Below are 12456 nucleotides of genomic sequence, written 5' to 3' on the forward strand. Positions count from 1 at the left end.
TCAAACTTACCTTTTGCCATGGCTGTGACTCCTGACTGTGCGAAAATACTGCGAGTGAACGAAATACGTTAGTGGTGCCCATGACGCGGATCGAACGCGTGACCTCTCCCTTACCAAGGGAGTGCTCTACCACTGAGCCACATGGGCGGTATCCTTCAAGCTAAAAAACCCGCCTTAGCGGATTTGCAAAAACTTGGAGCGGGTGAAGGGAATCGAACCCTCGTCGTAAGCTTGGAAGGCTTCTGCTCTACCATTGAGCTACACCCGCGAAGGGATTCTCTTCTGTACCTGGCGTTGCCTAACGTTGTTGTGCAACGCTGCTTACGCAAAATGCCAGGCCCGTTCTAAAAGGTTTCTGGTGGTGGGAGTTGGATTCGAACCAACGTAGGCGCAAGGCCAACAGATTTACAGTCTGCCCCCTTTAACCACTCGGGCATCCCACCAAAAGAGAACCTCGAATTATGCACATATTTTTAGTGCGTGTCAAACGCTATGCGGCTTTTTTTTAGTGTTCGTCGAAATATTTTTGAATTTTTACAATTTCGGCGGTTTTTTGCAGGGCAAGAAACAACAAAACACGTGCTTTATGTGCATTTAAGTCATGGGTTACAACAAACCCATGAGCATCATCTTGAACCTCGAGATTTCGGGTCACACGACCGGCGGCGCAACGGGTGGCTCGGGCCACCACAAGGCCCTGTGCCGCGGCAGAGGCCAGGCGTTGCAGGGTTTCGTCTGACATATTGCCATTACCAACGCCTGCGACCACCAATGCCGCTGGTTTTGTGAGCAATAGTGCTTCAAGGGTTTCGATATCATTTGCTGCCATGGCGTACCACACGGGCACACGAACGGGAGGGCGCGCGTCTTGATCGGTGGCGCTCAAGTCAAGATGCAGCTCGCTTGCACTACCAAACTTTTGCACCGGGCCTTTATAGAAATAATGTATTCCGGTTGTGTTCACGTAGCCCATAGGGCCGGCATTGCGGGATTCAAAAGCGTCGATGCCTTCACATGCAGCTTTTTGCACGTAACGCGCGCTGTGGACAACGCCGTTCATGACGACTAATACGCCTTTTTTGGCCGATCTGGGATCGGCAGCGACTTGCACCGCGTCGTACAAGTTAATCGGGCCATCTGCCGCATACGCATTCGCGGGCTTCATGGCGCCGGTAATAACCACCGGAATGTCGACAGACAATGCCAACTGCAAGAAATATGCGGTTTCTTCCATGGTATCGGTACCATGGGTGACAACGATTGCATCGGCATGGCCAGCCTGAGCAATTTGCGTAATACGGCGGGCGAGTGCCGCCCACACGGTCCAGGTCATAGACTGACTACCGATATTGACCAGTTGTTCAGCCTGGACCGCAGCAATGCCGGATAAATCGGGCAGAGCCGACAGCAATGCTTTGGCACTGAGTTTGCCCGCCACATACGCGGCCTGCCCCGTTTGAACACCAGCAATAGTGCCGCCGGTTGCCAGGATGGTCACGCGGGGCAAAGCCACCGCCTTATGCCGGTCAGGCATCGACCACACCTGCCATACCTTGTCGCTCGAGCAAGGCGTTCAAGTGCTCCCAATCATGAAAATCGATAATAAGTTGGCCTTTATTCTTGCGGCTGATTTTCAGGGAAACTTTTGTGCCTAAGTGATCGGACAATGCTTCTTCAAGCCGCTTGGCATCGCCGGATTTGCTGCTGTCAGCAGCTACAGTGCGCGCAGCCGGCTCGTCTCGTTCTCGTATGGCCCGACCCACCAGTTTTTCAGCATCACGAACTGACATACGTTTCGTGATGATTTCGTTGGCCAGAATAATTTGTTGCCCAGCATCGATTGCAAGCAGCGCCCGGGCATGTCCCATATCGATGTCGCCGGCCAAAAGCATCGTTTGCACCGGCTCGGTCAGGTTAAGCAAACGCAACAAGTTGCTGGTTGCCGATCGCGAACGACCGATTGCCTGTGCGGCTTGTTCATGCGTAAGGCCGAACTCGTCTAGCAAGCGACGTACGCCATGTGCTTCTTCAAGCGGGTTCAGATCCTCGCGCTGAATGTTCTCAATAAGGGCCATGACGGCCGCATTTTCGTCAGCGACGTCACGAACCAGCACTGGGACTTCTTTCAGACCCGCAATTTGGGCGGCGCGAAAACGACGTTCACCCGCGATGATTTCATACTTGCCTTTCTGCGAGCCGGAAAGTGCGCGCACCAGAATAGGCTGCATAATCCCTTGCGTACGAATAGATTCAGCCAGTTCATTCAGGGCGCCTTCATCCATGCGCGTACGAGGTTGATACTTGCCCGCTACCATTTTGGTGACAGGCAACGTATTAGGTAATGTTGCAGCTGCTGGCTTATCGCCCAGCTTCTCCATGGCGTCAGCGTCTGCGCCTAACAGGGCATCCAGCCCACGTCCCAACCCTTTTGGTTTTTTTGTGGCCATGATTCGAATTCCTTATGTATGCGAGGGTTCGTTTTGGACAGATTTGTTCTTGGCGTCTTGTTTCACGCGTTTGACGAGCTCTTTGGCAAACTCGATATAGGCTTTTGCGCCACGCGAGCTTTTATCGTAGACCGTTCCTGGCATGCCATGACTAGGCGCTTCGGCCAACCTTACATTGCGTGGCACGACTGCTTTAAACACCTTATCGCCAAAATGACGCTCAATCTGTGCAGAAACTTGCTGTTGTAACGTTACGCGGGTGTCGAACATAACGCGCAGCAAACCAATAAGCTGCAAATCGGGGTTGATGTTTCGATGTACACGCTTAATGGTGTTGACCAGATCAGACAAACCTTCGAGCGCGAAATATTCGCACTGCATCGGGATAATCACACCGTGTGCGCCAGCCAAACCGTTCAGGGTCAGTAATGACAGCGTTGGCGGGCAATCGATCAAAATAAAGTCGTAGTCCGAAATGACCGTCTGAATCGCATTTTTCAACTGCTGCTCGCGGTTGTCCATTTGGACCAAGTCAATTTCCGCACCTGAAAGTTCACGATTTGCAGGCAGGACATCGTACAGACCCGTGGGCGATTGAACCCGTGCCTGGGCAATGTCAGCTTCGCCAATCAACACATGATAAAGATTGACGTTATCTGCGTTTTTATCGACGCCGCTGCCCATGGTCGCGTTGCCCTGTGGGTCGAGATCGATAAGCAAGACGCGTTGCCGCTGCATGACCAGGGCAGCAGCCAGGTTAATTGCTGTCGTTGTCTTGCCAACACCGCCTTTTTGGTTGGCAATGCAAAAGACCTTGGCAACTTTCTTTTGTGAATCTTGGGTCATTTATTTTCCTTGCGGCTCATCCAGACCAAGCAGCGCTGGGCATCAAGTGCTGGTACATGTAAGGGTTCGATTGCACTGACGCGCCATTCGGTTTGTTCGTGTAATGCGTTAATTTCTTCGTGGGGCTCACGACCTTTCATGGCCAGCAACACCCCCGAGGCCGCGACGTGCTGTCCCGACCACTTGGCAAAATCGTTTAGGGAAGCAAATGCTCGCGATACAACCACTTGTGCGTTAAAAGCGGGTAGCGACTCTACACGAGCATGATGGGCATGTAGATTGGTCAGTTTCAATACGCCTGAAATTTGTCTGACAAACGCCATCTTTTTTTCGACGGCATCAATGCAATGTACCTGCCGCTCGGGCAATAAAATAGCAATAACCGCACCGGGCAAACCTGCGCCAGAACCCACATCTACGATGGGTCGCGTCTCGCTACCTGGCGAAATTGTATCTAAATATTTCTTAAGCGCAGGGATAATAGCCAAGCTGTCAAATACATGCTGAACCAGCATCTGTTCAGGTTCGCGAATCGCCGTCAAATTATACGTTCGATTCCACTTCTGAAGCTGCTGCAAGTAATGCAATAGCAATTCGCACTGCGCGTCAGTCGCTTCGATGCCCAACTGATCGACAGCAGCTCGAAGACGTTGTAAATAGACCGAGGTCGACGCCGTCATGCCGCGTGTTTTCCGTAGTTGTGACGTTTAATGTGAATCAAAAGCAATGAAATGGCCGCAGGCGTTACACCCGACACACGACGCGCCTGACCAATCGTTTCTGGACGGCTTTTCTTAAGTTTTTGACGCACCTCGATCGACAAACTGGAGATTGCATCGTAGTCGAGATTCTCTGGAATTTTTTGCTCTTCTTGTGCAGCCTGTTTCTTCACGTCTTGTTGCTGACGATTAACGTATCCTTCGTACTTGACCTGAATTTCTACCTGCTCAGCCACAACAGGATCTTCAACCGCAGGCCCGCCAATATTTTTCCCATCGACAGTGGTCAGCGTGGTCAACTTTTGATAGGTAACCTCCGGACGCTTTAACAAGTCCAATAATGCGTAGTCGCGTTCCAGCTTTTTGCCTACTACCTCTTGAGCGACCGCTTCGCTGACAATGCGTGGATTAACCCAGGTTTTTTTCAAACGCTCTATTTCACGTGAAACAGCATCGCGCTTTCTATTAAAAGCATCCCAGCGAGCATCATCTACCAAGCCCAAATTACGGCCAATTTCGGTCAATCTCAGATCGGCATTATCTTCGCGCAAGCTTAAGCGGAATTCGGCGCGAGACGTGAACATACGATAGGGCTCTGTCACGCCTCGGGTAATCAAATCATCAACCAAGACACCAAGATAGGCCTCGTTACGCTTTGGACACCATGCATCAAGTTCTTTAGCATGACGTGCAGCATTAACGCCAGCCAACAACCCCTGGGCTGCAGCTTCTTCGTACCCGGTGGTGCCATTGATTTGGCCGGCAAAAAACAGACCCGAAATTGCTTTAGTTTCTAATGAAAACTTTAATTCACGTGGATCAAAGTAATCATATTCAATGGCATACCCAGGCCGCATGATCAATGCGTTTTCCAGGCCTGGCAATGTTCTGACCAGCGCTAGCTGAATATCGAACGGCAAACTAGTAGATACGCCGTTAGGGTATATCTCTGTTGTCGTAAAGCCTTCTGGTTCTAAAAATATTTGATGGCTCGACTTGTCGGCAAAGCGATGAATCTTGTCTTCGATCGATGGGCAGTAACGAGGGCCGATCCCTTCAATTTGACCCTGATCGCTATACATAGGGGACCTATCGAGACCCGAGCGAATAATATCGTGCGTACGTTCGTTTGTATGTGTAATCCAACAAGGCATTTGCGCCGGATGCATGGATTCATTGCCCATAAACGAAAAGACAGGGATGGGGTCTGTGTCGCCAGGCTGTACTTGAGTGCGGCTAAAGTCAATACTTCTTGCATCAATACGCGGCGGCGTACCCGTCTTGAGACGACCTTGGGGCAGTTTCAATTCTTTAAGGCGCTGCCCCAAAGACACAGCAGGCGGGTCTCCTGCACGACCACCAGAATAGTTATCTAGCCCTACGTGGATCAACCCATTTAAAAACGTGCCTGCTGTTAGCACAACAGCACGTCCTTTAAACGACAAACCAATTTTGGTTACCGCACCCGTAACGCGATCGCCCTGCATCAACAAATCATCAACCGACTGTTGAAAGATTGTTAGATTAGGTTGATTCTCTAGTGTTTGCCTGATTGCACTGCGATACAGCGACCGATCGGCTTGAGCTCGCGTCGCACGTACCGCCGGACCTTTTGAACTATTAAGCGTTCGAAACTGTATTCCCGCTTTATCGGTAGCAAGTGCCATAGCCCCACCCAGGGCATCGACCTCTTTAACCAAATGGCCTTTACCAATTCCACCGATAGACGGGTTACACGACATTTGGCCGAGTGTGTCTATATTGTGGGTAAGAAGCAGTGTAGATGCGCCCGTTCGTGCCGCAGCCAGGGCAGCTTCGGTACCAGCGTGTCCACCACCAATAACGATGACGTCGAATTCGTCTGGGTAGATCATGTTTGATAACTTTAAAAGACTATATACGGATGATTATAACTTCCGCACTACGTTTCACGTGAAACATACAGTTATCAACAAATTAAAGAATCACGCCAACACACATTATCTACCACCATGTTTCACGTGAAACAAACGGGAGAAGCGGCGTTGAATATTATTTCCAGAAAAATACGGGCATCTGAAAACGCACAAGATTTCTTAAGAACCATCCTAAAAAACAGCAGGGCTAAGGTTAAGCCGGAAAACGTTTCACGTGAAACACAAAACACACCATGTGGATAAGTATGTGTATAAAGCTGTGGGTACAGGAAGGATAAAATGTGAATAAAAAACCCCAGCACTGCCGGGGTTTCGATGAAGCGCAGCGAACTGCTTACATCTTAAAGAGGGCGAATTTGAGCAGCTTGAGGACCTTTCGGGCCATCATTAACTTCAAACTCTACAGCCTGACCTTCGTTAAGGCTGCGGTAACCGCGACCATCGATAGCGGAGAAGTGAGCAAACACGTCTGCACCACCTGCGTCAGGCGTAATGAAACCAAAACCTTTGTCGGCGTTAAACCATTTAACTTTGCCCGTTTGAGCCATAGTACTAGCGTCCTAAATAGAAACAAGAAAAACAATGAACCAAGGGCGCCGACACGAACTGGATACGCTTAACTTAATAACCAAACGAGACTTACGCACAGCTTGAATTCAAATGCACCGCAAGAATAACCATAGCGCGTAGATATTTCAAATACATGATTACCCCAAGCCAACCTATGCCTAACGGCGCAAACTACACAACAACCATAGAGACACGGCAAATGAGTATTGAATCGAAATTACCCAACGTCGGCACCACTATTTTTACCGTAATGAGCCAGCTGGCTGCCGAGCATAACGCCATCAACTTAGGGCAAGGGTTTCCTGACTTCAACCCGGACGAAAGGCTAATAAGCCTGACAACCGAAGCCATGAAAAATGGCCACAATCAATATCCACCCATGCCAGGCATCGCGTCGTTACGCCATGCTATCGCCACAAAAATTTCAACCTTGTATGGTCAGCACTACAACCCCGATACTGAAATTACGGTAACCGCCGGTGCTACTGAAGCATTGATGATTTCAATACAAGCCCTGGTTAAACCTGGCGATGAAGTTGTTGTGATCGAGCCAATGTATGACTTGTATGTTCCTGCGATCGAATTAGCCGGTGGAAAACCTGTACTTGTACAAATGACAGTACCAGACACACCCGAAGCAAGTTACCGCATTGATTGGAACAAAGTAGAAGATGCACTTACTGAAAAAACAAGGTTGCTGATTTTAAATACGCCTCATAACCCAACAGGGATGACTCTGAACAACGCAGACCTGGATGCGCTGGAAAATTTACTTGAGCGTTCCCCATTTTTTGTGTTGTCGGACGAAGTCTATGAGCACATCATTTTCGAAAACAAGCCACATTTAGGCATGTCGTCACGACCAAAACTGGCTTCTCGTTCAATTGTCGTTTCTTCATTTGGCAAGACTTATCACATCACAGGTTGGAAAATTGGCTACTGCGTAGCGCCGTCTTATCTGATGAAAGAAATCAGAAAAGTTCATCAATTCACGGTGTTCACCGTAACGTCGCCTATGCAGGTTGCTTTAGCGCAATACGCAGCAGACGAATCTACGTTTAACGGTTTAGCAAGTTTCTACGAAGAGAAGCGTGACTATTTGGCAAAAGGTTTGGCGTCTACAAAATTTGTTCCCTACAAAAGCAACAGTACGTTCTTTTTACTGGCCAACTACAAAAATCTCAGCCATGAATCAGAAAGTACCTTTGCAAAAAAATTAACGATCGAACACGGGGTGACGGTCATTCCGCTGTCTGCGTTTTACATGCATCCCGAATCGAAGTCAGCAAACAATCATCTGGTTCGGTTTTGCTTTGCCAAACAACCTCAAACCCTGGATAACGCTTTGGCACGTTTGGCTGTGCTTTGAACTGAACGAAGCGAAGTATAGGAACTTTGTCGGCTGTTGTGCAGCGGCTTGCCGCCGGTGGCGTTGGGAACAAAGTGTTTTAGTTATTCCTTTTCTTTGATATCAAATGATTACTGATAATGGGTGTCTGTGGATAAGTAGAACAAGCCGATTTGGCTGTTTGAGAACAACGACTTAACGCAAAAAAATCTCTGGACTAACTTGGGCGTAAGCAAAGGATGGTTTCTGGACAATTTTTTGAAGGGCACAGATTTGTGAGGTTATGCCTGTCTCGTCCACAAGCTGTTCACATTGCCTCGTACTAGACGTTATCCACAGGCATCTTTATTGTAATTTTGTGTAACTTAAGTCTTTGGGTAGAGAAAAATGCAAAAAAAAAGGGCCTAAGGGCCCTTTTAAAGGTTGTTGACGGAAGGAAAACCCGTCGGAGTTACCTGATGGTATTCACCGCGGTGCCATCATCAAATATCAGCTGGTTTTCGGGCCAGCGCAGTGCACCCAGCTTGAACCTGGACTGACTGACCGGGCGATTGGCCTTACGGTCTCTCCAACGCGCGCCAACCGAGTAATCGATGCAAAATACCTTTTTTTCATAGCCATACCAGGCCACCGAATGAATATTGCTGAAGAGCTGTGTGTATCGGGGACTGGCCTGGGTAACTTTTTGCCGATACAAGCGCCAATAATGGCCGATGACGACGTTTTCAGTACCTCGATAGTCATCCCACCAATTGACGCGATCTGAAAAGCGCCAGCGCCCGCCTGCAAAGAATGGTTTGGCCGCTTTTTTTTCGACGCCTGACGTCAATACCTTAAACGGGTTAACCATTTGCTGCATGGCTTCGTACTGTGCGATATGTTCAAGCACCGGCGGCGGGGATGTGTCGTCTTCCAGTACTTTTGCCCATCGTTCTTTTTCTTCAAGGTACTGATCGTAAAGGCCGCTGTGTTCTGCCGCTTTTTGGGCCTCTTCGTCCCAACGTTTAAATGCTTCGGTAACGTTACCCAAAGGGATGTCTTGAATCGCCTGAACGGCAGTTTGTGACCATGCCGCATGAACAATCCGAAGGTTTCTACCCACTAAAACAACGGGTAAGCTGTTCAAGAATGTTCGAACCTCATGTCGCTCTGATACGGGCGTTCGTCTAAAAGGCGCATAGTTCTTTAAATCTTGCTCGTAGCGCTCGTCGAAGAACCAGCCCGACCCATCTTTAATGTCGTCGGTTAATAAGTTGAGTTCGTGATTTCCCAAAATAGCCTGGGCCTGGTGGTTTTCTACCAGCTCTTGTACGCGCCTGACGACACCATGGCTGTCGGGCCCGCGGTCGACAAGGTCACCCACAAACACGGGAATGCGGTTCTGCGGGTGGTGGCCACTGGATGAATACCCCAATCGTTCGAGCAGGAGCTCGAGGGCGTCAATTTCGCCGTGAATATCACCAATAATGTCTAGGGGGCGGTCGGGAAGTTCGGTCACTAGATTCATGTGACGCCTTTAGAAAAACAGGTTACAGAAATACTTTTTGCAGTAGGTAGATCAGTTGGTCGTGCTCGTCGGAAGAGAGCGACGCAGGACGGTCAAGGTCGGCGATACCCGCCCGGGCCTTTTCATATCGTTGCTGACCCTGCAGTGTAAGTGCCAGTATCTGGGAGCGTTTGTCGTTTGGGTTGCGCTGGCGGGTCAGCAGGCCGTCGGCCTGCATGCGGTCAAGTAAAGTCGCCAGATTCGGCGGTGAAACGTTGATGGCTTCACCCAGACGTTTTTGATTGATGTCCGGGTTGTCGACGATAACGGCTAAAACGGTGAATTCGACAGGACGTAAATGAACCTTTTTAAGCTGCTTTTTTACTTGTGGGATGATTTTAAGATACGCCTGCAAGCAGTTGTACCCCAACAGACCAAGCAAATAAGATTGGTCTACTGGGGCAGGTTGGCGCGAGGTTGCCTTGGCCGTCATTGCACAGAAAGTACCGTTTGGTAGTTTTGGTGTTGGCCTGCCTTGGCATTGGCCAGGCATTGCTTAATGACAGTGATCAGTTGCTGCGACTCGGGCAAGACAAACGTAAAGTAATACTGCGCCGTCGTCTGCTTTGCCAGATAAAAGTCGGGGTCTTTGTCTTGCAAGGTACGGGCGACGTTGGCTGCCTTAAGCCAAAGCCATGCAATGGCGCAATGACCAACCAATCGCAACACTTCAGGTGCAATTTGGTGGGGTAGGTCGGGGTAGCTCAGGCCGGCTTGGCCAATTTCGGGTATTAACGTACGTAGGGTACGTGTTAATGCTAAAAGGGCTGTCGTTGCGCTTGCCAATGATTCGTGCGTTGTTTCGGCAATGGTTTGTTCGATATCATCCAGCAACATACCCAGGCGTTTGCCATTGTCGGCCAGTATCTTTCGCATCAACAGATCTATGGCCTGGATTTCGTTGGTACCTTCGTAAATCATGGTGATGCGAACATCGCGCATGTACTGTTCGATACCGGTTTCGCAGACGTATCCGTGACCACCATAGACTTGCAGCGCTTGGCTGGCGCCTGCAAACCCTTGATCGGTCATCAAGGCCTTGATGATCGGCGTCAGTAGTGCCAGCTGCTCGTCGAGCGCTTTGCGTTGGGCTTCATCGGGGTGGTGTTCGGCGCCATCAAGCAGTAGTGCGCTGTAGTAAGCCAGCATCCGGCAGCCTTCAACCCAGGCGCGTTGCGTCATTAACAAGCGTTGTACCGGCGGATGCATGACAATGGGGTCGGCGGCTTCTGTTTTACGATGTTCTGGCCGCATGACGGCCCGCGACTGAAGTCGTTCGTTGGCGTAAATCAATGCATTTTGGTAGGCCGTTTCGGCAATACCCAGGCCTCCGATACCCACCTGCAGCCGGGCCGAATTCATCATGACAAACATGGCTGCCAAGCCGCGGTGGGGTTCTCCCACCAGCCAGCCGGTCGCCTCTTCGAACTGCATAGTGCAGGTTGGGCTGCCATGGATGCCCATTTTGTGCTCAAGCCCAGTGCACGTGACGGCGTTATGTTGTCCGGCGCGGTCGCCATCGGGGAATATCTTTGGCACGACAAACAACGAAATGCCTTTGCTGCCTGCAGGCGCGTCGGGCAACCGGGCAAGTACCAGATGAACGATGTTGTCGGTGATGTCTTGGTCGCCGCCAGAGATAAAAATTTTGGTGCCGGTAATTTGGTAGCTGCCGTCGTCGTTGGGTATGGCCTTGGTGCGCAGTAAACCCAGGTCGCTCCCGGCATGAGGTTCGGTCAGACACATGGTGGCCAACCATTCGCCGCTGACAATTTTTGGCAGGTATGTGTTTTTGATGTGGTCGCTTGCATAACGATGAATGCAAGAATAAGCGCCATGCAGCAAACCAGGGAACATCGTCCAGGCCAGGTTTGTGGCATTGAGCATTTCGTACAGGACGCTGTTCAGGGTGTGTGGCAATCCCTGCCCGCCGTAGTCTGGGTCACACGCGAGTGCGGGCCAGCCAGCTTCACAAAACTGATGATAAGCCTGGGCATAACCTTGAGGCGTTATGACCCGGCCATTGTCGAGCGCACTGCCTTTAGCATCTGCAGTCGCATTAAGCGGGAACAGGACTTCGCTTGCAAATCGCCCGGCCTCTTCAATGACTTGCTGAATTAGCGCATGATCGACGTCTGCAAATTCGGGATATTGTTGCAACACGTCCGCAGCCTGGAACATATCGGCTAGAACAAAATTAATGTCTTTGAGCGGGGGTTGGTATTGGAACATGGTGATTAGCTCCGTTGAACTTTGTTCTTTTTCTGGTCAAGAAACTCGGCCAGCAAACGTTGTGTGGCGGGGTCGGTTTGAGCAACAGCTGCCATCAGCGATTCGGTTGCCATACCGTCTTGAATGGTTTGGTCAGCGATACGGGGCAGCATGTGCATGACGCCGTAATTGGTCATGGCGGCGTTGGTTGCAATGCCCTGGGCCAACTCCATGGCCTTTTTAAGCCCTTCGCCTGGTTCAGTCAGGTAGGTCGAAATGCCCAATTGCAGGCCTTCTTCGGCGCTGAGTACACGGCCTGTGAGCATCAGGTCGGACATGCGGTTGACGCCGATCAGGCGCGAAATACGTACTGAGCCGCCACCCCCGACGAATAACCCTCGTTTGCCTTCGGGCAAGGCATAAAACGCGGTGTTTTCCGCAACGCGAATATGGGTTGCAGATGCCAGCTCAAGCCCGCCACCGACGACTGCACCATGCAAGACGGCAATGACGGGAGCGCGTCCGAACTGGATTTTTTCGAAGGCTTCATGCCACATGCGCGAATGTAGGACCGACTGCGGTACGGTGTGTTCGCGAACCTCGGACAAGTCGAGCCCTGCGCAAAAGTGGTCGCCTTCGCCGTGCAAAATGATGGCTTTTACTGTGTCGGGCATTGACCCGAAACAATGGTTAAGTTCGCCGACCAAATCAAGGTTGATGGCATTACGCTTGGCTGGCCGGGTAAGTGTCACCAAGGCAATGGCATCAGTAAATTTGACGGACAACAGTTTGTATTGGGTAGATTGGGTCATGTTCGGGCTCGCGAATAGGGTAGAAGCAAATATTGTTAATT

Annotated in this window: 11 protein-coding genes and 3 tRNA genes; 1 reads left to right on the top strand and 13 read right to left on the bottom strand. The window is 50.4% G+C overall.

The genetic code is table 11. From position 1 onward, the window contains the following. Window positions 1-72 precede the first annotated feature (72 nt). From PuT2_RS13380 to PuT2_RS13420, 9 genes are all read right to left on the bottom strand, one after another. Window positions 73-147: transfer RNA gene (locus tag PuT2_RS13380), tRNA-Thr, on the bottom strand. A 47-nt stretch (window positions 148-194) separates the two neighbouring features. Further along, a tRNA-Gly gene (locus tag PuT2_RS13385) sits at window positions 195-268 on the bottom strand. Window positions 269-356: 88 nt separating this feature from the next. Continuing rightward, a tRNA-Tyr gene (locus tag PuT2_RS13390) sits at window positions 357-443 on the bottom strand. A gap of 62 nt (window positions 444-505) precedes the next feature. Next, a complete protein-coding gene (locus tag PuT2_RS13395) occupies window positions 506-1534 on the bottom strand; it encodes an asparaginase (protein ID WP_093971497.1) in 1029 nt (342 codons plus the stop codon). Beyond that, entirely contained in the window at window positions 1527-2447 is a 921-nt protein-coding gene (locus PuT2_RS13400) for a ParB/RepB/Spo0J family partition protein (RefSeq protein WP_093971498.1), read from the bottom strand. Before PuT2_RS13400 ends, PuT2_RS13395 begins: the two co-directional genes overlap by 8 nt. Before the next feature lie 12 nt (window positions 2448-2459). Beyond that, window positions 2460-3293, bottom strand: a complete 834-nt coding sequence (locus PuT2_RS13405; RefSeq protein WP_093971499.1) for a ParA family protein — start codon at window positions 3291-3293, stop codon at window positions 2460-2462. Next, the gene (gene rsmG / locus PuT2_RS13410; protein ID WP_093971500.1) at window positions 3290-3973 is read right to left on the bottom strand and encodes a 16S rRNA (guanine(527)-N(7))-methyltransferase RsmG; all 684 of its coding nucleotides are present in this window, start codon (window positions 3971-3973) and stop codon (window positions 3290-3292) included. Before rsmG ends, PuT2_RS13405 begins: the two co-directional genes overlap by 4 nt. Further along, complete coding sequence (mnmG, locus tag PuT2_RS13415) at window positions 3970-5886, bottom strand: tRNA uridine-5-carboxymethylaminomethyl(34) synthesis enzyme MnmG (RefSeq protein ID WP_093971501.1); 1917 nt, start codon at window positions 5884-5886, stop codon at window positions 3970-3972. The genes rsmG and mnmG overlap by 4 nt, the downstream gene beginning before the upstream one ends. Before the next feature lie 383 nt (window positions 5887-6269). Beyond that, window positions 6270-6476 (bottom strand): cold-shock protein, encoded by a 207-nt coding sequence (locus PuT2_RS13420; RefSeq protein ID WP_093971502.1) that lies wholly within the window; start codon window positions 6474-6476, stop codon window positions 6270-6272. Window positions 6477-6697: 221 nt separating this feature from the next. Between PuT2_RS13420 and PuT2_RS13425 the strand changes: the two genes are divergently transcribed. Next, on the top strand, window positions 6698-7867 hold the full coding sequence (locus tag PuT2_RS13425; RefSeq protein ID WP_093971503.1) for a methionine aminotransferase: 1170 nt from the start codon (window positions 6698-6700) through the stop codon (window positions 7865-7867). A 430-nt stretch (window positions 7868-8297) separates the two neighbouring features. Here the strand turns inward: PuT2_RS13425 and PuT2_RS13430 are convergent, their stop codons facing one another. The 4 genes from PuT2_RS13430 to PuT2_RS13445 are packed head-to-tail and all read right to left on the bottom strand — an operon-like array spanning window position 8298 to window position 12415. Continuing rightward, window positions 8298-9353: a metallophosphoesterase gene (locus PuT2_RS13430; RefSeq protein ID WP_093971504.1), complete on the bottom strand. Its 1056-nt coding sequence runs from the start codon at window positions 9351-9353 to the stop codon at window positions 8298-8300. Between the two features lie 22 nt (window positions 9354-9375). Further along, entirely contained in the window at window positions 9376-9825 is a 450-nt protein-coding gene (locus tag PuT2_RS13435; RefSeq protein WP_093971505.1) for a MarR family winged helix-turn-helix transcriptional regulator, read from the bottom strand. Continuing rightward, entirely contained in the window at window positions 9822-11624 is a 1803-nt protein-coding gene (locus PuT2_RS13440) for an acyl-CoA dehydrogenase C-terminal domain-containing protein (protein WP_093971506.1), read from the bottom strand. The genes PuT2_RS13435 and PuT2_RS13440 overlap by 4 nt, the downstream gene beginning before the upstream one ends. 5 nt (window positions 11625-11629) lie before the next feature. Beyond that, window positions 11630-12415, bottom strand: coding sequence for a crotonase/enoyl-CoA hydratase family protein (locus PuT2_RS13445; RefSeq protein ID WP_093971507.1), 786 nt, complete (start codon window positions 12413-12415; stop codon window positions 11630-11632). Window positions 12416-12456: the final 41 nt, after the last annotated feature.

Source organism: Pusillimonas sp. T2 (assembly GCF_002236805.1).
GTDB lineage: Bacteria > Pseudomonadota > Gammaproteobacteria > Burkholderiales > Burkholderiaceae_B > Neopusillimonas.